The sequence below is a fragment of the Planococcus rifietoensis genome, from assembly GCF_001465795.2.
In the GTDB taxonomy this organism is placed as follows: Bacteria; Bacillota; Bacilli; order Bacillales_A; family Planococcaceae; genus Planococcus; species Planococcus rifietoensis.
Genome location: NZ_CP013659.2, coordinates 435,437 through 457,910, shown reverse-complemented (window position 1 = coordinate 457,910; position 22,474 = coordinate 435,437). Strand labels below are relative to the sequence as shown.

Annotated in this window: 15 protein-coding genes, 1 pseudogene and 1 riboswitch; of the genes and pseudogenes, 6 read left to right on the top strand and 10 right to left on the bottom strand. The window is 45.9% G+C overall.

All coding sequences use genetic code 11. From position 1 onward, the window contains the following. Window positions 1-225 precede the first annotated feature (225 nt). Window positions 226-3,021, bottom strand: coding sequence for a bifunctional diguanylate cyclase/phosphodiesterase (locus AUC31_RS02120; RefSeq protein ID WP_058381597.1), 2,796 nt, complete (start codon window positions 3,019-3,021; stop codon window positions 226-228). A 381-nt stretch (window positions 3,022-3,402) separates the two neighbouring features. Next, window positions 3,403-4,302 carry a hypothetical protein gene (locus AUC31_RS02115; RefSeq protein ID WP_237150688.1) on the bottom strand — a complete coding sequence of 300 codons (900 nt, stop codon included), beginning with the start codon at window positions 4,300-4,302 and terminating at the stop codon, window positions 3,403-3,405. A gap of 305 nt (window positions 4,303-4,607) precedes the next feature. After that, window positions 4,608-4,713, top strand: a riboswitch (SAM riboswitch). Window positions 4,714-4,811: 98 nt separating this feature from the next. Between AUC31_RS02115 and AUC31_RS02110 the strand changes: the two genes are divergently transcribed. Together AUC31_RS02110 and AUC31_RS02105 are read left to right on the top strand one after the other, a co-directional pair. Then, window positions 4,812-5,939: a 5-methyltetrahydropteroyltriglutamate--homocysteine S-methyltransferase gene (locus AUC31_RS02110; protein ID WP_058381598.1), complete on the top strand. Its 1,128-nt coding sequence runs from the start codon at window positions 4,812-4,814 to the stop codon at window positions 5,937-5,939. Between the two features lie 148 nt (window positions 5,940-6,087). After that, on the top strand, window positions 6,088-6,906 hold the full coding sequence (locus tag AUC31_RS02105) for an aldo/keto reductase (protein WP_058381599.1): 819 nt from the start codon (window positions 6,088-6,090) through the stop codon (window positions 6,904-6,906). Window positions 6,907-7,060: 154 nt separating this feature from the next. On the opposite strand, the gene AUC31_RS02100 is transcribed toward AUC31_RS02105, so the two are convergent. The 6 genes from AUC31_RS02100 to AUC31_RS02075 form a co-directional block, all read right to left on the bottom strand. Next, complete coding sequence (locus AUC31_RS02100; RefSeq protein ID WP_058381600.1) at window positions 7,061-9,049, bottom strand: glycosyl hydrolase 53 family protein; 1,989 nt, start codon at window positions 9,047-9,049, stop codon at window positions 7,061-7,063. A 240-nt stretch (window positions 9,050-9,289) separates the two neighbouring features. After that, window positions 9,290-11,350, bottom strand: a complete 2,061-nt coding sequence (locus tag AUC31_RS02095) for a beta-galactosidase GanA (RefSeq protein ID WP_058381601.1) — start codon at window positions 11,348-11,350, stop codon at window positions 9,290-9,292. 34 nt (window positions 11,351-11,384) lie between these two features. Then, on the bottom strand, window positions 11,385-12,224 hold the full coding sequence (locus tag AUC31_RS02090) for a galactooligosaccharide ABC transporter permease GanQ (protein WP_058381602.1): 840 nt from the start codon (window positions 12,222-12,224) through the stop codon (window positions 11,385-11,387). A 2-nt stretch (window positions 12,225-12,226) separates the two neighbouring features. Continuing rightward, window positions 12,227-13,483 carry a galactooligosaccharide ABC transporter permease GanP gene (locus tag AUC31_RS02085; protein WP_058381603.1) on the bottom strand — a complete coding sequence of 419 codons (1,257 nt, stop codon included), beginning with the start codon at window positions 13,481-13,483 and terminating at the stop codon, window positions 12,227-12,229. A 113-nt stretch (window positions 13,484-13,596) separates the two neighbouring features. Next, entirely contained in the window at window positions 13,597-14,847 is a 1,251-nt protein-coding gene (locus AUC31_RS02080) for an arabinogalactan oligomer ABC transporter substrate-binding protein GanS (protein WP_058381604.1), read from the bottom strand. A gap of 198 nt (window positions 14,848-15,045) precedes the next feature. Continuing rightward, window positions 15,046-16,038 (bottom strand): galactan degradation operon transcriptional regulator GanR, encoded by a 993-nt coding sequence (locus AUC31_RS02075; protein ID WP_058381605.1) that lies wholly within the window; start codon window positions 16,036-16,038, stop codon window positions 15,046-15,048. Window positions 16,039-16,155: 117 nt separating this feature from the next. Between AUC31_RS02075 and AUC31_RS17625 the strand changes: the two are divergent. Next, window positions 16,156-16,293, top strand: a pseudogene (locus AUC31_RS17625) (5-methyltetrahydropteroyltriglutamate--homocysteine S-methyltransferase); the annotation flags it as partial. Between the two features lie 137 nt (window positions 16,294-16,430). Here the strand turns inward: AUC31_RS17625 and AUC31_RS02070 are convergent. Then, complete coding sequence (locus tag AUC31_RS02070) at window positions 16,431-17,477, bottom strand: aldose epimerase family protein (protein ID WP_058381606.1); 1,047 nt, start codon at window positions 17,475-17,477, stop codon at window positions 16,431-16,433. A gap of 50 nt (window positions 17,478-17,527) precedes the next feature. After that, a complete protein-coding gene (locus AUC31_RS02065; protein ID WP_058381607.1) occupies window positions 17,528-18,679 on the bottom strand; it encodes an ROK family transcriptional regulator in 1,152 nt (383 codons plus the stop codon). 104 nt (window positions 18,680-18,783) lie between these two features. Between AUC31_RS02065 and AUC31_RS02060 the strand changes: the two genes are divergently transcribed. From AUC31_RS02060 to galT, 3 genes are read left to right on the top strand one after another with little or no spacing between them, the layout of a single operon-like run. Continuing rightward, complete coding sequence (locus AUC31_RS02060; RefSeq protein WP_058381608.1) at window positions 18,784-19,971, top strand: galactokinase; 1,188 nt, start codon at window positions 18,784-18,786, stop codon at window positions 19,969-19,971. Next, window positions 19,968-20,969: a UDP-glucose 4-epimerase GalE gene (galE, locus tag AUC31_RS02055; protein WP_058381609.1), complete on the top strand. Its 1,002-nt coding sequence runs from the start codon at window positions 19,968-19,970 to the stop codon at window positions 20,967-20,969. Before AUC31_RS02060 ends, galE begins: the two co-directional genes overlap by 4 nt. Next, a complete protein-coding gene (galT, locus tag AUC31_RS02050) occupies window positions 20,966-22,462 on the top strand; it encodes a UDP-glucose--hexose-1-phosphate uridylyltransferase (protein WP_058381610.1) in 1,497 nt (498 codons plus the stop codon). The genes galE and galT overlap by 4 nt, the downstream gene beginning before the upstream one ends. Window positions 22,463-22,474: the final 12 nt, after the last annotated feature.

Sequence of the window (22,474 nt, the reverse complement as noted above, 5' to 3'; positions counted from 1 at the left end):
TCCTACAGCTCACAATTTTCTCGAATCCTCAGCAAATGACATCATTCATTCATGAAGCTTCTCACACAGAAAGAGTTGTTTTATTGATTTTAAGCTACTCCGATTGCTGCAGTCAGTCAATTTTGAAGTACCGGTTTTTGTGCACCAAAAAACTCCGCCAGCAAAGAACTGGCGGAGCTAGCAATAATTCCAGCGAATAGCCGAAATGCGCATGGCTCTGTTGAATTATGAATGGTGGGAATCGCTTGTTGAAATAGGCTCAAGCCAATCCATATACGTGCCCAATTCCTCTACTTCCAAAGGTTTGCTGTAATAATACCCTTGAATGTTAAAGCAATTTCTCGCAGCGAGAAACTCCAGCTGCTCTTTTGTTTCCACGCCTTCTGCGATGACATTCAAATCCAGGTTTTGCGCGAGCGTGATAATCGTGCTCGTAATGGCCGCATTGTTTTTATCGCTTAAAATATCGACCATAAAGGAACGGTCTATTTTCAAGGTATCGATCGGGAAGTTTTTCAAATACCCTAATGACGAGTATCCCGTGCCGAAATCATCCAAGGCTATTTTGATGCCCAGCATTTTGAGATCCCTCATTTTATCGAGTGTCATATGTGTATTTCTGAAAATCTGGTTTTCGGTCAACTCGATATGCAGACACTCAGGAGGTGCGCCAGTTTGCGCTAAGATGCATTCAATCATCGATATCAAATCATCTTCTTCAAATTGCCTGCCGGACAAATTCACAGAAACCGACATCTCGGTACGGCCTTCGTCATGCCATCTCTTCAGTTGTTTACACGCACTTTCCAATACCCATTTTCCGATTGGCACTATTAAACCTGTCGCTTCGGCTGTCGGAATGAATTCCACCGGGGATATCATTCCGCGAGTCGGATGCTTCCAGCGAATCAAGGCTTCAGCTCCCGTCACACGTGCCGTTCTGCAATCGATTTGCGGTTGGAAATGAAGCAGCAGTTCATCATTCTCCATTGCTTTATACAATGCATTCTCAAGAAATATGCTTTCCATATTACGCGTGTTCATTTCACTTCTGAAGAAATGATAGTACGTGCCGGATTTCTCTTTTGATTTATACATCGCAGCGTCTGCGTTTTTAATCAACACTTCTGCAGTTTCCCCATCTTCAGGAAACATGCTGATGCCGATGCTGGCTTTGACATGAACTTCATTGCCTTTCAATACAAAGGTGTCGGAAAACGACTCCACCAGTTTCCCTACTAGATCCATCAATTCTGCCAAACTGTCGAAACCCGGCAACACAATAGTGAATTCATCTCCGCCTTGCCGCGAAACGAATGCTTGATCCGGAACATAGCGATTGATCCGATTGGCAACGTCTTTCAATAGGATATCTCCATAGCTGTGCCCCAAGCTGTCGTTGATGATTTTGAAGCGGTCTAAATCCAAGTACAAGACAGCTACCTTCTGTCCAGCCAGTTTCGCCTTTTCGATTTCCTGATTTAAAAAATAGTCCAATAATGCCCGGTTAGGCAAGTCGGTCAAATGATCATAATAGGCAAGATGGGTAATTTCCTTTTCCAATTGCTTTCTTTTTGTAATATCCCGGAACGTGACAACTTCCCCGATAATTTCCCCTTCTTCTTTTACAGAGGAAACCACATATTCCACTGAAAAATCGAGCCCGTTCTTTTTTCGGAACTTCAAATCCTGTTTCACAGCGAATGACGCTGTTGATAATACGATGTCTTTACTTAGGATGATGCTATCGGACTGCCCAATCAACTCGCCTTTTGCATATCCCAATGTGGCTTCTGCTGCCCGGTTGCAAAAAGTGATTTTCCCTTCCAAATCCAGACCAAAAATTCCTTCTTCTACAGAACTCAAAATCAGTTCATTCTCACGCCCCAGACTCTTCAACTGGGCAATGACTTGATTCAATTCGATATTTTTCACACGTATTTCTGATGTTCTTTCCTGTATCAATAGCTCCTGTTTCTCCATATACAGCAAATTGGATAAGGTTGAAGCCGTAGCCTCAGTGACGGATTGTGCGAGGTCAATAGCTGACTCACTGAAAACCGCTTCCGTTTTGTCGAAACTCACGAGCACCATAGCCCCCAGTATTTCCCCCATCGTGACGAATGGAAGAAATAGCATTCGTTCGATGCCGAATGTTTGGCAAACTTCCTGATTCACTCGGTTGTCTGTTTCCACATCCAGAATGTACAAAGGCTTTTTAGAGCGCATTACTTCTTGAAATGCGCGATCTGTTGAAGGGTCGAACGCCATTTCTTCGTGTCTTTCCAGCCATTCATTTTCATTCCACTCACTTTTAGCGCTTAAATAAGATGGTTTCAATTTAGCTCCAGCCACAGGATCCAATAAATGGACTCCGATATTGTCATTTTTTAATACCTTTCCAGTATAGGAGAGGCAAATCCCCAGTACGTCAGTCATTGACGAGCTCATCGACAAATCACGCGTCAAATCCAAGAGCATCTGTTTCTCACTCAAAAGGCTTTCTTTGCGTTTTAAATTATTAACATTCCGTATAGCGACACCAGCCATGTTGACATAGGCTTCTACCGTTTGAATTTCATCCGCTGTCAGCTCCATTGGAATGCCATAATCAAATAAGAATACAAGACCAAATAGCTCGCCCTCATAGGAAATGGGAAGTGCCAATAAAGACTTAATCCCAAAACCGGCAACAGCCCGTGGGTCAGGGCGCGGGTCATTGGCGGTATTTGGAATGTAAATGGTTTGCTGGGTTTCAATTACTTCTTTTGCCAATAAGTCATAGTCTGTATCCACTACATGCATATCGAGCGTCATGCCGTTGATGACTTCCGGTTTTCCGACATAACCACGGAAGCTTCCATCGTCCTGGGGCAAATAGATGCCGACAGAATCACAGCGCACAACTTCTTCTGAAATGGCCATGACCACTTGTTCAAGCAAAGGGCGCAGTTCCAGGTTTGTATTGATCAATTTTGTGATATGTGCCAAGCGTGAGTATCTCGTTTGATTTTTTCCCATAGGTCAAACCTCCAATACCAACTCGCTCGCCACTATATTCGGTGACAAAACAAGGCAGTTTACTTATCATCTTTTTGCTATCTTTTGAGCTTTTAATTCTTTAACACGCATCACTTTACTACTATATTACCGAATAAAAAAATAGCTTAAATAGTTATTTTTTACTTTTATTCCACGATTTATTTCCCCTCATTTCAACTATTATCCCGGCTATTAAAAAAATTTACGGAACTAAAACGCACAATGCATGCCAAATTCACTTGAAAACTGTCCGAAACACAAGAAAAACACAAAATACTTCCAAAACATAATAAACCCCAGAGATGCCTTTCGGGCACTTCTGGAGTTTGTCGTGCTTTCTTTTCAATTGAGCTCTAACTGTTATTTGGCGTACTCTTCGGCAATCGTACCCAGCAAAATACCAATCAACTGGCCTTTAAACGCATCTGGCACTGATTCACCGTTTGGATTTTTGTAGTAGAGGACTTGCTGTTCCTCCTTGTATTCAAATCCAAGTGCTGTCAACTTAGCGACTAAAGAGACTGGCAACTCCTTGCTGCCTGTCAGTTGTTCAAAGTAGGGACCTGCATAAATGGATACATCCACATCATCAAGGCTGGATTCGAGAATGAATACATCACGATCGCTTTTTACAATCCACTGCCCTTTAGAATTGATGGCAAGCTGTTTGCCTTCTAATCCCGAGATCCCTACCAGATTCACTCCAAAAATTTGGTTGATCAACACGTTCACTTCTGCTCCACTAAGCGCATAGTCGAATTCCTTAAGATAGCGGTCCATCACTTCATTTTTCGACATATCCATGATCCGCTCGTCCTTTTTGGTGGAATCTCGTTCTTCTTTCAGCGAAACGCGCAAGCTCTCCATGACAGGCGCCGGATAAATCGATAGTTTGCTGCCGTAATCCTTTTTCGATACATAGTTCAAATCGATGTCAAATACCTCATCCACCGCTCGGCGAATTTCGTTGTCCTTTAGCTTTTTGCCAAGCGAGGCTAAATAAAGCTCCAACACTTTTATTTTCGGCAGCTGCCTTAAAGTTATTTCCAGTTCAGCAGATTCGGCATTCATTTCCAATACTTCACTGACAGCTTTTACGACTTTCTTTGAATACTTGGCATCTTGCTGCGTATAGGATTCCTGCGTTTGCGTTTTGGCGTCTCCTGCAGATTCATGGGCTGAAACATTGCCTGCCGTTCCCATCAATAACATAGAAGTTGCCATGGCTAAAACCATGGATTTTCTTGCATGGATTTTCAAATGATTCCCTCTTTTCACTCATTGTTTTTAATAATGATTTTATCACAATTAAAAAAGGGATAATTAGTTATTTGGAAATATATATTTGAATAAAAGTTACAATTTTATTTGATCGTTATCAGTTATTACGGCAATGAGTTATTAGCTCTGTTTTATATAGATAACGTAAATTTAGCACTCCTGCGGTGGAGACAAATATTTAAAATTAACAAATTTCCGGAAATTTTTTTCAAGCTTTCCTTGCTTTTTTCTAAAATTTGTTTTAAGGTGAACAACATCAACCAGCAATTAACTTAATAATCGATTTCTTATCAAGAGAGACGGAGGGATTTGGCCCTGTGAAGTCTCAGCAACCGCCCTGATTCAGGACAAGGTGCTAATTCCAATAGGCGCAAGCCTAGAAGATAAGAAGAATGCATTTTCCATAAACGGAGCTTTCTTCTTTTCGAAGAAAGCTCCGTTTTTTTATTTCCACCACCCACACTAAAAATAGAAAGAAGGAATTTCACATGACCCATTCAACTATTCAAACGAACCCTAAACTAACAACAGCCCCATTCAAGGCCGATCACGTCGGGAGCCTTCTGCGCCCCGACAGCATTCACGAAGCCCGCAAACAGTTTAAAGAAGGCACCATCACATCAGAACAACTGCGGGAAATCGAGACGACGGAAATCAAGCGCATCGTCGACAAGCAAATCGAAGTCGGTCTGAAGGCGGTGACGGACGGCGAATTCCGCCGTACATTCTGGCATACCGATTTCATGGCGCATATTAACGGCTTTGAAGGCTACACACCGGAAAAAGGCTATCAGTTTAAAAACGTCGAAACCGAAGCTTATGATGTCCGCAACATCGGCAAGATTTCATTCAATGAAAACCACCCATTCCTCAGCGATTTCATCGAATTCAAGGACATCGTCGGCGGCCGAGCGGTACCGAAATTAACGATTCCAAGCCCGAACCAATTTTTCAATCAAGGCATCCGCGATGAAGCTATCTACCCGGACCTGGAAGACTACGCGAAAGACGTCATCCAAGCTTACCGCGACGCTTTCCAGGCGTTTTATGACGCCGGCGCACGCTATATCCAAATCGACGATGTCTATATCGCAGGGCTGTCATCACCGGATATCCCGTTCAACGACGGCAAATACAATCGCGAGTATTTGATCGACTTGGCGCTTCGCGTCGCAAACGGCGTGCTAGAAGGCAAGCCGGCAGACCTCGCTGTGACGACTCACCTGTGTCGCGGCAATTACCAATCCGACTGGGCATTTGAAGGCAGCTATGCATTGATCGCGCCTACCTTGTTCGCCAAAGAAAAAGTCGATGGCTTCTTTCTTGAATACGACGACGACCGCTCCGGCAGCTTCCAACCACTTGAGCACATTCCAAACGGTGGGCCAAGAGTCGTGCTCGGCGTCTTCACATCGAAGAACGGCGAACTTGAAAACAAAGAAGCGATCAAAGCACGCGTCGCAGAAGCCGCAAAATACGTGCCGCTCGAGCAGCTATGCATCAGCCCGCAATGCGGCTTCGCTTCAACCCACCACGGCAATCTCCTCACCGAGGAACAGCAATGGGACAAACTGCGCTACATCGTGGAAGTTTCTGAAGAGATTTTCGGAGAGTGAATGAGAAAAGGCAAGCGCAAATTTGCGCTTGCCTTTTTGTTTGGAATAATTGTGTGGTGCACAGGGACACCGGGGGTTAGAGTTCCCCTGTTGACAGAAAAGTCGTACAATAAAAAAGAACGTTCGATAAAGAGGAGGAAATATTTCCATGGCAAACGAAAAGTTTTTCACGTCCCACAATGGAGTTGAAATTCCCACTATCGGATTTGGCACTTGGCAAATCCCAAATGAAGAAGCTTATGCCGCAGTAACGACTGCTTTAGAAAATGGTTATACTCATATTGATACGGCCTTAGCCTATCAGAACGAGGAAAATGTTGGAAAAGCGATTCGAGATTTCAACATTTCTCGGGAAGAGGTCTTTATAACTAGCAAACTTCCTGCTGAAATTAAAGGCTATGATGCAACATTAGCGGCTTTTGAAGAAACGATTACAAATCTAGGAGTCGATGTATTAGATCTTTATTTGATTCATGCGCCATGGCCGTGGGACGAAGTCGGCAAAGATTGTACAGAAGGCAATATTGAATCGTGGAAAGCGATGGAGAAGCTTTATAAGGACGGCAAAATTCGGGCAATCGGCGTTTCGAATTTTTCGGAAAAAGATATTCAGGCGCTTTTGGATTCCTGCGACATTGTACCGATGGTGAACCAAATCCCGTTCTATATCGGCCGTGATCAAGCGAGTCTACTACAGTTTTGCAAAAAACATAATATTGTCGTAGAAGCGTACTCTCCGCTGGCAACTGGCCAAATCTTGAACAGCCCTGAAATCAAAGAAATGGCTGCTAAATACAGCGTTACCCCTGCTCAATTGTGCATTCGTTATTGTCTAGAGCATGGCACTTTGCCGCTTCCGAAATCAACGAACAAAGAACGCATCGTTGAAAATAGTCAATTGGCTTTCACTATCTCTCCAGAGGATGTTCAAAAGCTTGATGCTTTTGAAGATGTTCGCTCCAAATAAAAAAACCGCCCTTGGGCGGTTTTTCATTTTATCTGCCTAACTCAATTCCAAGCAAAATAAGATGATCCTTTTTTAGGATACACATCCCTTCGTTGTTGAGCTTAACCTGTTCATGAACATTGATCGTTCTTGAGTATTTGGGTCAGATTTTCAGTTATTGATTCACTGCATCAGCATCTTGTATCCGGAACAAGGAAAAGTCATCCAGACTTCCCCAAGCCCCGCCGTTTGCCTTGACGCTGCCGCCGATCGTGACTGTGCCGTCTACCACAAAGATACCGTCTAGTTCAGGCTGGCTCCAATTGGCCCATCCGTTAACAGAGGTGTTCATTGTGTAGCGTTCGCCAGACGTTTCAGCGTAAATATACATCTCGGAGTTCTCGGCATCTCCTCCCTGCACAAAGGCAGAAAGTTTATAATATCCCGGTTCCAAGCCTGTTATCGTTTGTTCAGCCTGAAAATCGATTGCATCCGATGAGTAGAAATGAAGCGAATAGTTTCCAGATTTAGCATCCGATGCTTTGTTTTGATAACTCGTATGAGGCGCAGTACCATTTCGGTGGGTGATATTCCACACGCTTCTGTCGCTATTTTCAAACCCTCCATTCTTCACAAAGTTCTCTGGACTGATCTGAAGATTCGCTGTGACCGATAGGCCGTTCTCCAGTTCTCCATCAATCACATAACTGCCGGCACCGTTGCTGACCGCCTGCTGCAATGCTTCCTCATTCCATGTAACCTGAACTGAGCCTTCGCTCCTATCGTTGTAAATGACGGTCACCAATTCAGGCAATACAATCGCCTTCCCCGCAACAGCCGAGATGGACAGATTTTCCACATCATCCACTTTCAATGGAGCGACTGCCCCTGTCTCTAAGTACTTGAAAACGTCCAAAGATGGCAAGGGATGTCCATTAAAATCGAACAACGCCTGATTATCAACTGCACTGCCGCCGTACCATTCCCCAGCATCTTCCGGATCGTATTCTGCTGCATAGCTTGTCGCCCAGCCGGAACCGTATTTTTCCCAAATCATTTTGCTTTTCTTCAACTTCTTGTCTGGTGCTACAGGAATCCAAGCCGGTTCCCAGTAAAATATGCCGAGGCCTGCATCCCCTATTTCCGCAACAGCTGCTGCTACATCTCTGACTGCATGCGCTTGTCCTTGGACCGTAATTGGATAGTCCAAAGTTTGGCCAGTGCTTTTCGGTGCGGTGTTTTCATGGCCATCACCATCTTTTGCCGTGTAGGCATATGATGTTTCTGCGACCATGACTTTTTTGCCGTAGGTATCAGACACATTTTTAAGGACAGAGGACAAGTTAGTCAATGTCCCATGCCAAAATGGATAATACGAACTGGCGAATACGTCATAGTCGACCTTTTTGTCTTCAAGTGTTTTGGCGATCGATGCATATCTTCCCGTAGTTTCTGGGTTGGTAAAATGCAACGCGACCAGAATTTCTGGATCCAGTGCTCTGACTGCTCGGCTTCCTTCGTTAAATAGCTCGCTCATGCGGTTCCAGTCTTTTTCTCCAGCCATGGCGCCGTTGGTTTCATTTCCGATCTGCACCATGCCGATGTCCACACCTTCATCTTCCATTGCTTGAAGACTGTCTGCTGTAAAGTCATGAAGGGCAATTTTCTTGTCTTCAAAACTCAACTGTTTCCAAGCTTTTGGCGCTTGCTGCTTCGCAGGATCTGCCCAAAAATCGGAGTAGTGGAAATCCACCAGCACCTGCATCCCATTGGCAGTGGCCCGTTTACCGATTTCAATGGCTTTTTCTATATCGTTATTACCTCCGCCATAACCGTTTCCTTCCGAGTCGTAAGGGTCATTCCAGACACGCACTCTCACATAATTTACGCCTGACTGTCCTAATGTTTTAAAAATATCCTGCTTTTTTCCGTCTTGATTGTAGAATTTCACTCCACTGTCTTCGAGTGCGAGTATGCTCGAAACATCGACCCCTTTAATAAAATCTTCATCGATTCCAGGAACGCGCTCGACAAAGATATCCCCCTTCACCGGTTCAGGTACCGCGGCCATTGCTGGTGTAGTGCTTAAACCAAGAGAACCCATTACGATGGCAGCTGCAGATACAGCCGCCAGTTTTGCTTTCCATGTTTTACTTTTCGCCATCCTCTTTCACATCCTTTGATTTTATTGTTAAAAAGGATTTCATGAAATCCTTTTATAACCCTGAATATTAGACCCTTAATCAAAAAACATCCGCTCAACAGATTTCCTATTAAGAGCGGATGCCAGTGACATTTACATATGGGATTTTTTAAACTTTCTTTCCAACGCTTAGCACCGAAACCCCAATAATTCACTTTGGAAAAACTAGATTTTCCACACCGGAGCAATTCTAAAACTGTTTTAGTTGTTTACCGCTAAAATCCGTACTTCATACTGCGCCAAAGCAAGCTCGCCCGATAGATCCTCACCTGTCACCAAATCTTTCGCTGCCGAATTGATTGATATGATTTGTTGCTGCTCGGTGAAATTCATGACGAAGGCGTAGTCTTGATCGACTTCCTGGCGCACCTGAACCGAGACACCTGGACCATGTGTAACCGGGAATGCTGCTTCGAGCGACAATTCGCCAATCAATTCCTGATAGAAATCACGGTGAAACTGCTCTTCCAAACGGCTGCCAATATAGTAAGCCCGCCCTTTTTTATAACGATTGCTTGTCACAGCTGGAGTCCCGACATAAAAATCCTCTTCGTAAGTTCCGACAACATCTGCAGAATGATTTTCCACAACCGTTGCGTAATCCTTCAGCACGTATGAACGATTGCCGTACTGGACCGCATTTCTATCGCTTGGATATAGCGTATCCGTTTCAACCGGGTTGATACCGAAAACATCCTGCAAATCTTGATGCCATCCTCCCAAATACGTCAGATCGAACTCGTTGACGATTCCGCTAATATATGTCATTACCACAGTGCCCCCGTCAGCCACAAAACGCTTCAGCCGGGAAATTGTTTCTTCACTTACCAAGTACAGCATCGGTACTATAAGCAATTTATAATCCGAAAACTCTTGTTCTTTCGTAATCACATCGACCGGAATGTCCTGTTCCCAAAATGTCCGGTAATGCTCCTGCAAAGTTTGAGGGTAGGATTTTGTTTTGGACCCGTAGCCTTGGGCATCGTTAAGCGCCCAGTTATTTTCCCAGTCGTAAAGGATGGCGACATCTGCAGGGCGATTGCTTCCGACCACTTGGGACAGCTTGCCTAAAGTCTCTCCGACTTTCGCCACTTCTTTAAAGACACGGTTTTCTGTGCTGTTGTCATGGTCGACGATCGCTCCATGAAATTTTTCCGAAGAGCCGCGTGATTTGCGCCATTGGAAATACAGGATGCTGTCTGAGCCGTGCGCGACCATCTGCATCGAAGACAACAAATGCATGCCTGGCCGTTTTGCTTTGTTCACTTTATGCCAGTTGACGGCGCTTGGCGTGGATTCCATTAAAAGAAACGGCTGCTGCTTCAAGCTGCGGTACAGATCGTTGATAAAGCCGACTTTTAGCGCCAAGTTGGCGGTCGTTTCCCAATCGTTGTGCCACGCCGGGTACGCGTCCCAGCTGATGACGTCCAAGTGCTTGGCGAATTTGCTGTAATCCAAGCTTTGAAAAGGAATCAAATCATGGGTGTCCGCCATAAAATTGGTGGTAATCGGGATTTCCGGCGTCAATTCTCTGATCGCTGTCACTTCATTTTCAAAGAAAGAAATGGTCTGATCTGTCACAAACCGCTTCCAATCCAAGTTCAAGCCGTGCACCATATTTTCGCCAATTGGAGATGGCGATTCGATTTGAGACCAATCGTTAAACGTATGGCTCCAAAATGGCCCCCACCAAGAATCATTCAAAGCTTTCAAGTCGCCCTTGTATTTCTCTTTCAACCAGCTTCTGAAAGCATTCTGGCATCTGTCGCAATGACATTCGCCGCCGTATTCATTTGAAATGTGCCACATGAGCAACGCCGGATGCTTGCCGTAGCGTTCTGCAAGCATTCGATTTATCTTAGCCGTTTTTTCGCGATAAATCGGCGAAGTGAAACAATGATTGTGCCGCCCTCCGTGCAATTGCTGTACACGCGATCCGTCGATCCGCAAAACTTCAGGGTATGTTTGCGACATCCACGCTGGTCGCGCTCCGCTTGGCGTCGCTAAAATGACTCGGCCGCCGATGCTATGGATGTTATCGATAATGCTATCCAGCCATTCAAAATGAAACTGGCCTTCTTCCGGTTCGAGCGTACTCCAGGCGAAGATGCCTACTGAAAACGTGTTGCTGCCTGAAAGCTTCATTAGCTTCAGATCTTCTTCTAAAATTTCTGGGTGGTCTAACCATTGGTCGGGATTGTAGTCTCCACCATGCAGCATGAAATCAGCCGCAGTAGTATAGGTTTTTTCATTTATAGACATAATGTTCTCCTTCCAGGTGCTGCAGTTTGGACTGTCAGCCTTTTGTTCCGCCTGCCGTTAAACCTGACACAAAGTTCTTTTGCAGCAGGAGGAAAATGATGGCGATCGGGATACTGATCAAAATAGCACCGGCAGCAAAAGTCGTAAAGCTTGCCCCCATCACATCATTGACCAAATTGTAGAGGCCGATCGGCAATGTATAATATTCAGGCGATCGCAGAATCGTTGATGCCAGGATGAAGTCTCCCAGAGGTCCTGTAAATCCTGTCATCGCCACGACCGCGATCATCGGCTTTGATAAAGGCATGATGATCTGCAGAAAAATTCTCGTGTTGCTTGCGCCATCGATTTTAGCACTTTCGTCCAGATCCATCGGGATGGAGTCCATATAGCCTTTCATCAAATAAGTATTTAGTGGAATCAATCCGCCAATATAGAGCAAGATCAATAGCCAGTGGCTGTTCATCATTCCCAGAATTTGCGCCAAAACGAAAAGCGCGATCAAAGCAGAAAACTGTGGAATCATTTGCAGCAACAGGAACAGCGTCAACGCATTTTGTCTGCCTTTAAAACGGAAACGCGAAAAAGCATAAGCAGTAAAAGAAACACAGATGACTGAACCGAGCATGGTAAACAAGCTGATCTTTAAGGAATTTAAATACCATTGGACATACTGCAAGCTCTCACTTCCTGCAAACAGCTCCCGGTAATGATCCAATGTCGGATTTTGGGGGATCATCGTCGTGCTGATCAAACTATTTCCAGGGTTAAAGCTTGCTCCCACTGTCCACAGTAGCGGATAAATAATAATGACTGCCATAACAATCAAAATACAATGGGAAACTAGAAGACGAAAAAATTTTCCTTTATTCATTTTCAAGCACCCTCCTTAAATGCATCAGTCCGTCTGAACTGCCATAACGCAATCGCGATAACGAATACAGACAACAAAATTGTCAATGCAGCTGCCAGTGAATATTGGCTTGATTGCAAGGTCAGCTTATAGATCCACGATACGAGTATATCGGTCCCTCCGGCAGTGGATCCCGGCACAGCAGGCCCTCCGCCATTAAAGAGATAGATGATATTGAAATTATTGAAGTTGAAAGTGAACTGCGTAATAATAACCGGTGCCGTGGCGATTAAAATCATTGGCATAGTGATATTGCGGAATTGCGCAAAAATGGACGCGCCGTCAATTCGGGCAGCTTCGTAAAGATCCTCCGGAATCGATTGAAGCACCCCAGTCGTGACCAAGAAAATAAATGGAAAGCCTAACCATCCTTGCATAAGAATCAATGCTAGCTTGCTCCAGTTTTCGTCTGTCAGCCAAGGAATTGCATCGATTCCTACCATAGCCAAGATATCGTTATTGATGGCCCCGAAGCTGTCGTTAAACAAACCGGCAAAAATTAAAATGGTCACGAATCCAGGGACAGCCCAAGGCAAAACCAGCACTGTCCGGTAAAACTTCTTGAAACGAAGATCTTTTTGGTTGACCAACACGGCCATAAAAATTCCGAGAGCGACTTGAAGCGTTGAAGCGACAAGCGTCCAGATTACAGTCCAGCCGAGCACACTGAAAAAAGTCGAGCGCCAAATATCGACGGTGAAAATTTTCGCAAAAGTGTCAAACCCAACCCAGTCGGCTAGATTAGCCGGTGGGGAATGATACAAATCGTAATTTGTAAATGCCAGTGCAAAACTGAAGAGGATCGGGAAAATAACCGCAAAAATCAGGATGAACAAGGATGGGCCACTGATTAAATATGGATAGCCTTGCGCAATTAAGTTTTGATAATCTCTTTTCAACGAGCTCAACGGTTTATTTTCATCACGTAATTTACCGTTTTTATAGGCATCTCTTAAATTTACGTAATAAAAAGCAAGTCCAAAAATCGTCACGATCACTGCTATAAGGCCCTCTGCCAAAAGAAAAATTGAATTGTCGCGCGGTACTTCTGTGCCGAGTGTGGCAAGTCCCCAAAATCCCATGTTCAAGAGATCGCCGAACACTAAAAAGAAAGATATGCCAAAGCCGAGAAACAAGAGCCCTTTAATCCACTGCTTATTATAAAATTGGCCAAATCCCGGTAGAATTGATAACAATAAGGCTAATTTGCGTGCTTGCACTTTCTTCACCTCTTTTTATGTATGGCCGGTAAACAACCTGGTTTGCCGGCCTTTACAACAAATGGTGCCAAACCGTCTTGACGTTTGACACCATTTCTTGCTGCTATCGCTAATCAGTTGCCGCCATGAGTGGCTTCAATTTGCCCCTCTATTGTTTCAACAGCCTGGTTCAGTGCTTCTTCTGGCTGGGCTTTTCCAGTTGCAATTGTCTGCAATGCAGAATCTGCTGGCGTCCATACTTCATTCATAGCAGGAATATTCGGCGTCAATTCTGCAAAGATTGATTGCTCCGCTACCGCTTGTGCAACTTCACTTTCAGCAACGACGGGATCATTAGCCAAAGCTTCTACTGCAGGAACTTCCTGTGTTTCTTCAAAACGTGTCCGGGAGTTTTCTTCATTCGCTAGGAATACTAGCAGCTCTTCAGCAAGTTCAGCATTCTCCGAATAAGCACTGACGTTATAGCTCTTTACTCCAATGAATGAACTCATGTTTTCTCCATTGTCCAATTCAGGCAATTTGGTCATCCCGAAGTTAACGCCGGCATCTGTAAACGGATCAACGTTCCAAGGACCCGAAATGATGGCTGTCGCCTTACCTTCGGTGAACAAAGATTCCAACACGTTAATACCCTGCTCCCCAATTATTCCAGCTGGGAACAAATCTTCTTCATAAAACTTCTGGATGTAGTTTGCACCTTCCAAAGACCCTTCGTTGTTCAAACCAATATCACTCGGATCATAGTTTCCATCGGTGTCCTGTCCAAAGATATAGCCGCCATAACCGCTCATAACACTTTGTGCATAGTAGATCTGGTCAAATAATGCCAGGAATCCAAACTGGTCACCCGTTGTAGTCTCCTTCGAATATTCGTACCATTCTTCAAGCGTGGCCGGCAATTCTTCTTCAGCAATCAAATCTTTGTTGTAGTAAAGAATTGTAGACTCTACTGCTTTAGGCAAACCATAGACTTTTCCATCAACTATTTGTGATTGCATTGCTGCATCAGTATAAATGGATTGAACTTCCTCTCCTACAGCCACTTCTTTGACCAGCCCTTCAATGACGGCTGTGCCAATCTGATCTCCCGCCATGGTCAACACATCCGGCCCTGTTCCTCCTGGCCCATCCAAACGCAAATCTTCTATCTGCTGTGCATAGGGTTTCTCGACAATTGTAATGGTTACATCATTCTCTTCTTCAAACTGGTCGACAGCAGCTTGAATTCCGTCAGTTTTTTCGATGTCTTCCCAAATAATTAGTTCACGGTTCTGTTCTTCTGCAGCGCCCGTTCCAGAAGTGCCTCCCCCGCTCTCTTGCGGCCCACACGCAGCCAAAGATAAGCTTATAGCGACTCCACTCATTAACCCTGCATACTTAGTATATTTCTTCACGAATAAACACCCTCTCAAGTCATTTTCGAAACTCTCTCACAAGTTTCTGTTGAAAGCGCTTCCTGAAATTTAATATAGCATTGTTAGAAAAAACTGTAAACAATTATTTTACTAAAAATATTGAATATTTTTACGAAAATAAAAACAGCCTATTTACTAGGCTGTTTTCTAGTTGGTGCTTTTTCTAACAATCATGCTTGCCCCTAAGTACAAGGTCTTCGTGCATTTTCGTTTTTCCAATAATTGTTCAAGTAATAGAGAAATCGCGTTCTTACAAATTTCCGCCATATCGATATGGAATGTAGTCAAGGGAGGTGAGATGTATTTAGCGATGCTGATGTTATTGATGCTGACGACACTGACCCTTTTGGGTATTTGGATTCCTCGTTCATTCAAAGCCTGGAGGCAGCCTACAGCAATCGGGTCTGCTGCAATAAAGAAAGCTGTTGGAAGTTGATCGCCTAACTCATCAATAGCCTTAGTCATCAGGTGATAGCCATTGTCTACTGAAAACCCTCTATGACAATATACAAAGCGATCCTGAAGCAGACCTTTTCTCTCCATATGCTCACGGAAAGTCTGTTCACGAATGTCCATTTCGTCTCCATCAGTATTCGGGTTATGGTAAGTTCCCCCGATGAATCCAATGTTCTGATGGCCTTTTTCAATCATGAAATCAATCGTTTTTCTAGTAATTTGGGCCAAATCCGGTTTAACCGAATCGAAATGTTCTGGATCAGGGGTTGAATCAATAAAGACACCGTGAGGCGTGAGGTGTCGCAGATGTGCAATTTCTTTATCCGAAAATGTTCCGACTGCGATAAACCCCTCAATGTTGTCTGGAATCTGACCGAGTCCACCATCTATTTTATAAGTCGTCAATTCTACATTGGATAACTTGGCCATTTTCTCTATTTCAATACGCATGGTCTTGAAATAGACATCTTCCAATTCTTCTCTCTCAGTCAACCAATATAAAAAAGCGATATTTTTCACAAGTGACTTCACTGTTTTTTTACGATAGTTCAACTGTTCCGCTGCCTCGAATATCTTTTCCCGAGTTTCTTCAGGAACTGATAAACTTTGGTCATTGCTAAGTACGCGCGAAACCGTAGAAATAGAAAATCCAGTCTTTTCACCAATATCTTTAATTGTAGCCAATGATTCCACCTCCACTTTTAAATCAAGTAAATTGTTTTACTTAATTTTTACTCTTTTTTACTTGATTGTCAAGCTATATTAATTCCTTCGGAAACATTAGTATAGTTGGTCCAAAGTTTGCCGCTCGAACAGCTATTTATCAGCCCGCAATGCGGATTCGCTTCGACCCATCACAGTAATATCCTCACAGAAGAACAGCAATGGGACAAACTGCGCTACATCGTGGAAGTTTCTGAAGAGATTTTCGGAGAGTGAATGAGAAAAGGCAAGCACAAATTTGCGCTTGCCTTTTTGTTTATAATTGTGTCGTGCACAGGGACGATTTCATACCCCAAGTCCGTCACACTGCGGTTTCGGCTGCCCGAATTGTGTCGTGCACAGGGACAGCACTACTACACAAACCGATACACAGTCCGCGACTCAAACGCTTCCTCTGCTTTCAATATCGCAGAAGGAAAATGCGGATGATGGATGGAATCTGGCATGCCTTGCGTTTCGAGGCATAGCCCGAGCTGGTTTTGAGCCGCCACGCCTTTGAATGAATACGGGCCGCCGATATGGTTGGCGGTGTACAAGACGACTGCCGGCTCTGTTGTTTCAACCTGCAAACTGCGCCCGCTTTCCTCGTCTTTAAGCACGATCACCGGTCGTACTTCTTTATCCAATAGGAATGGGTGGTCATAGCCGCCGCCGACCAGTTCGATTTGCGGATGCTTAGAGTCTGTCCCTTCGCGGATGGTTCTGCCTTTGCGGAAATCAAATAGCGGATCTTCCTCTACCGGCACCAGTTTCCCCGTCGGCAGCATGTCGCTGTTTAACTCTGCGTAGTGGCCGCTTGGGATCGTCAGTTGATGATCCACAATCGTCCGCTTGAAATCGCCGCTCAAATTGAAGTAGGAATGGTTGGTGACGTTCAGCAAGGTCGTTTTATCGGAGTTCGCGAAGTAGGAAATCGTCAATTGATTTTCATCGTTTTTCACGATGTAGCGAACCGTCATCGTTAGATTCCCGGGAAACCCTTCTTCTCCGTCCGGGCTGAAATGGGTAAATTCTACAATCGACTCGTTTTCGGTTTCAATCATTTTCGTTTTCCAGACGGCCGCGTGAAAGCCGCCAGGACCGCCGTGCAAATGCTGGCCATCGGAATTTTTGGCGAGCTGGTAATCCGTTCCTTCTATTGTAAAAGCGCCTTCTTGGATACGGCCGGCAAAACGCCCGACGACGGCACCGAAATAATGCGGATTGCTTCCGTACTCTTCCCATGTATCGAAGCCGAGTACAACATTCTCCAACAAGCCGTCTCGGTCTGGCGCCAGGATTTCCGTGATGATGCAGCCGTAGTCGAGACACGAGACTTGAAAACCCTTGTCGTTCGTCAATGTATAGCGCGTGATATCATGGCCATTGATTTGGCCGAATGTTTTTTTAGTAATTGCCATCTTGTTGATCACCCTTCCAATGTTTATATCCCCCTACACAACCATTCACTTTACGTCAGTTCAAAGACGTCCACCAACAACAGCGTCACTGCCCCGATTAACGTGGCGTCGTCGCCAAGCTTGGTAATTTCCACTTGCGTCCGGCTTGCCGATTGCGTCAATGCAGACGCCTGAATCGTTTCACGGATTGCCGGCAGGATGAATTGCTGTGCTTTGGAAACGCCGCCGCCGAGAACGATTTTTTCTGGATTGATGATATGGATCAGATTGGTCAACCCAACGCCCATCGCCCTTCCGGCTTGTGTCAGTACCTCGATGCATGCTTTATTGCCATCCAGCGCTTGTTCGAAAACTTGTTCTGCACTCAGTGATTGCGCTGTTTTCTCGCTGATGTTCCGCGTGATTGCGGGTCCCGCGACAAAGGTCTGCAGGCAGCCTCGGTTGCCGCATTCGCACACCTGACCGTTCAGGTCGATTGTCATATGGCCGATCTCCCCGGCGATATCAGAGGAACCATGATATAGCTTTCCGCCGATGATCATCCCTGCGCCCACGCCACGGCCGATATTGACCGCAAGCATGCTCTCGAGTTCACCATGGTCGCCGAACCAAAACTCCCCGAGCGCCATGGCGCGTGCATCGTTTTCCACTTTCACTTCCAAACCGAACGTGTTCTCAAGCTCTTCTTTGATCGGGATATCGGCAAGCCCTAAATTCGGTGCCACCAAAGATACACCTGTTTTGACATCCACCACCCCATGCATCGCAACTCCGATGCCGACGACGTCTTTTCCTGCTGCTTTCACGAGGCAGTTCTGGATGCAGCGTTTCAAGGCGTCGAGAAATTTTTCATTATCGGTTGGCAATTGCAATTGGGTTTCGGATCTTTCAAGCACTTTTCCAGAGAGGTCTGCCACGATGCATTCGATCGAATCCGGTCCGGCATCCACCCCGAGAATGCAAAAAGCGCCGTGATTGATGACTAGCATCGTCGGCTTGCGGCCGCCTTGCGATTGGCCAATATCGCTTTCTTCGACAATGTTTTGGTCGATCAGTTCTTTTACATTGCTGCTCACTGTCGGGCGAGTCAAGTTGGTCTCGCGCGCAATCTGCGCCCTGGAGATTGGCCCTTGCGTCCTGATTTTATTGAGGATGATCGATTTGTTCATCGATTTCATCCATTGAAAGCTGCCTTGGCGCATGCTAATTCCTCCGTTTTTAAAGTTTTCAGTTTCTTTATTGAATAGTTTAACAAAATACCATATACTTATGTTAATTAAATTAATTTACAAAGTATTGGAGGGACATGATGACACAGCCAGATTTGCTGCAAAACTACCAGGATATCTTTCAGACCACTGACACACCGCGTTCTTTTTTCGCACCCGGCCGCATCAATTTGATCGGTGAACATACCGATTACAATGGTGGCCATGTGTTTCCAGCCGCGATCTCACTTGGCACTTACGCCATCGCGAGAAAACGCGCTGACCAAACATTGCGCTTTTATTCGATGAACTTTCCGGATGCCGGCATCATCGAGTGCACACTTAGCGATTTATCCTTCAACTCAGATCACGACTGGGCGAACTTCCCGAAAGGCATGATCCACACATTCATCGAAAACGGTTTTTCAATTCCTTCGGGCATGGATGTCTTATTTTATGGAGACATCCCAAACGGCGCTGGCCTTTCCTCTTCTGCCTCCATTGAAATGGCGACAGGCGTTGTGCTAGAAGAGCTATTCGATTTGGAGATTGAGCGTCTGCAGATGATCCGCCTTGGGCAGAAAGTGGAAAACGATTACCTCGGCGTCAACAGCGGCATCATGGACCAATTCGCCATCGGCAAAGGCAAAAAAGACCATGCGATGCTGCTGGATTGCCAAACACTGAAATTCAGTTATGCACCGGTCGAATTGAACGGTTACGAGATCGTTATCATCAATTCCAATAAACAACGGACACTTGCCGCATCCAAGTACAACGAACGCCGCAGCGAATGCGAACAGGCTTTGGCAGATTTGCAAAAAGAATTGCCGATCGACAGCCTGGGCGAACTGTCCGGCGAGCAATTCGAACAGCACAAGCATTTGATCACAAACGATATCAACCGGAAACGCGCCAAGCACGCCGTCTACGAAAATGAGCGGACCGTGCGTGCGCTCAGCGAACTGGAGCAAGGCCATATCGAAGCGTTCGGAAACTTGATGAATGCCTCCCACGTCTCGCTTCGTGACGATTACGAAGTCACCGGCGCAGAACTCGATAAAATTGCGGAGACGGCCTGGAGCCATCCGGGTGTCATCGGCGCGCGGATGACCGGGGCAGGATTCGGCGGCTGTGCGATTGCGATCGTCGAGCAAGCACAGATCGACAATTTCAAAAAAACACTGACAACAGTCTATAGCGAAGATTTCGGCTATCCCCCATCGTTTTACGAAACGAAAATTTCGGACGGAGCAAAAGAGCTAGTAGAGGAGTGGCAATTATGAGTGTATTGGTATTAGGCGGAGCCGGCTATATCGGTTCTCACGCGGTTTATCAATTGATCGACCAAGGCATGCAGGTCGTGGTCGTCGACAATTTGGAGAACGGGCACCGGCAAGCGGTCCACCCGGAAGCGGTTTTTTACGAAGGCGATATCCGGGACGCAAACTTCCTGGATACAGTATTTGAAAACGAATCGATCGACGAAGTTCTTCATTTTGCCGCCAATTCATTGGTCGGCGAATCAATGGAAAATCCGTTAAAGTACTTTGACAATAACGTCTACGGCACTCAGGTCCTGTTGCAGGCCATGACAAAACACGGCGTCAAGAACATCGTCTTTTCTTCCACAGCCGCCACTTACGGCGAGCCAGAAGCCGTACCGATCACGGAAACGATGCCGACGCAGCCGACTAACACATATGGCGAAACCAAACTGACAATGGAAAAAATGATGAAGTGGACGTCTGTGGCGCATGAGTTAAAATTCGTTTCCTTGCGCTATTTCAATGTAGCGGGCGCACGGGCGACAGGCGAAATCGGAGAAGATCACCGTCCTGAATCCCATCTTGTGCCGATCATTTTGCAGGCAGCCCTCGGGCAGCGTGAGGAAATCACCGTTTTCGGCGATGATTACGACACGCCGGACGGCACGTGCATCCGCGACTACGTCCATATCGAAGACCTCGTCAACGCCCACTTGTTGGCACTCGACTACTTACGCAATGGCGGAGAAAACGATGTCTTCAACCTCGGCAGCAGCCAAGGCTTCTCGGTCAATGAAATGATTTCTGCCGCCCGTTCTGTAACCGGCAAAGACATCCCCGTCAAAATCGGGCCGCGCCGGGCAGGCGACCCGAGCATTCTTGTCGCCAGTACAGAAAAAGCCACACGGATTCTCGGCTGGAATCCAAGCCATACTTCGGTGACGAAAATCATTGAAGATGCCTGGAACTGGCATTCCGCTCATCCTGCAGGCTACGGAGAAGAGGTTAAGCTATGATTCATCAAACACTTGCCGGACTCATCCATAAAGCTTTGGCAACTGGATTGATTGAAGGGGACGATATCGATTATGCTCGCAATCAGGTGATGCACTTGCTTGAACTGGATGCCTTCCCAGAAGGCGTTGTCGAATCAACAGACGACAGCATCCCCAATTTATTGGAAGAGCTCATCGACTACGCAGTTAAAAAAGGCATCATCCAAAATCTGTTGGATGACAAGGAAATGCTGTCGGCGAATATCATGAACTGCTTCGTCGCCAGGCCTTCCGCCATCAATGCCGCGTTCAACGACAAATACGCGGAATCGCCAATCGCTGCGACCGATTATTTTTACGAACTGAGCCAAAACAGCAATTACATCCAAATGAACCGGATCCGAAAAAACATTTCCTATAAACACAACAGCCCTTATGGCGAGATGGACATCACGATCAACTTGTCCAAACCGGAAAAAGACCCGGAACAGATCAAACGTGAACGCGAAATGAAGCAAACGCTCAGCTACCCAAAATGTTTATTGTGCAAGGAAAACGAAGGCTATGCCGGACGGATCGGCTATCCGGCACGCGCCAACCATCGCGTCGTCAAAATTCCGCTCACCGGGGAAAATTGGTATTTCCAATACTCGCCTTATGTCTATTATAATGAACATAGCATCCTTCTATCCGAAGAACACCGCGACATGAAAATCGACCGCGGCGGCTTTGAACGATTGCTGAAGTTTACCGAACAATTCCCTCATTATTTCGTCGGTTCGAACGCCGATTTGCCGATTGTCGGCGGGTCTATCCTGAGCCACGACCATTACCAGGCAGGCCGTTATGAATTCGCGATGACGCGCGCTGAAGATGCGTTTTCGTTCCACTTGGATTCATTCCCGGACATCCGGGCATCTGTCGTCAACTGGCCGATGTCGGTCATCCGCTTGAAAGGCAGCAATATCGATGAACTGGTCGATGCCGCAGATGAGATTTTGCAGATTTGGAAGCAGTATTCGGATGAAGCGGCAGACGTCATCGCCTTCACCGGCGATACGCCGCATAACACGATCACACCGATTGCCAGAAAACGCAACGGGCTGTTCGAAATCGATTTGGTGTTGCGAAACAACCGCACGTCACAGCAGCATCCTGGCGGGATTTTCCATCCCCACGCAGACGTCCATCACATCAAAAAAGAAAATATCGGCTTGATCGAAGTGATGGGGCTCGCAGTCCTGCCGCCGCGCTTGAAACAAGAACTGGAACAAATCCAGGAATTCCTGCTCCGTGGAACGAACCGTGTAGAACCCGCTCACCAGAACTGGGCGGAGCAATTAAAAGCACAATCCGGCCCAATCGCGAACAGCGAACAAGCCGAAGCACTCGTGCGGGAAGAGCTGGGCAAGAAATTTGTCCGGATCTTGGAAGACGCCGGCGTGTTGAAAGAACCTCAAGCATTCAAGCGATTTATCCATGCTGTCAATGAACAAAAAGCAGAAACCATTTAACCGCGATTACAC

Coding starts and splice junctions, on each gene's coding strand:
- AUC31_RS02120 (WP_058381597.1), bottom strand. CDS start 3,021: ATGGGAAAAAATCAAACGAGATACTCACGCTTGGCACATATCACAAAA.
- AUC31_RS02110 (WP_058381598.1), top strand. CDS start 4,812: ATGACCCATTCAACTATTCAAACGAACCCTAAACTAACAACAGCCCCA.
- AUC31_RS02105 (WP_058381599.1), top strand. CDS start 6,088: ATGGCAAACGAAAAGTTTTTCACGTCCCACAATGGAGTTGAAATTCCC.
- AUC31_RS02100 (WP_058381600.1), bottom strand. CDS start 9,049: ATGGCGAAAAGTAAAACATGGAAAGCAAAACTGGCGGCTGTATCTGCA.
- AUC31_RS02095 (WP_058381601.1), bottom strand. CDS start 11,350: ATGTCTATAAATGAAAAAACCTATACTACTGCGGCTGATTTCATGCTG.
- AUC31_RS02090 (WP_058381602.1), bottom strand. CDS start 12,224: ATGAATAAAGGAAAATTTTTTCGTCTTCTAGTTTCCCATTGTATTTTG.
- AUC31_RS02080 (WP_058381604.1), bottom strand. CDS start 14,847: ATGAGTGGAGTCGCTATAAGCTTATCTTTGGCTGCGTGTGGGCCGCAA.
- AUC31_RS02070 (WP_058381606.1), bottom strand. CDS start 17,477: ATGGCAATTACTAAAAAAACATTCGGCCAAATCAATGGCCATGATATC.
- AUC31_RS02065 (WP_058381607.1), bottom strand. CDS start 18,679: ATGCGCCAAGGCAGCTTTCAATGGATGAAATCGATGAACAAATCGATC.
- AUC31_RS02060 (WP_058381608.1), top strand. CDS start 18,784: ATGATGACACAGCCAGATTTGCTGCAAAACTACCAGGATATCTTTCAG.
- galE (WP_058381609.1), top strand. CDS start 19,968: ATGAGTGTATTGGTATTAGGCGGAGCCGGCTATATCGGTTCTCACGCG.
- galT (WP_058381610.1), top strand. CDS start 20,966: ATGATTCATCAAACACTTGCCGGACTCATCCATAAAGCTTTGGCAACT.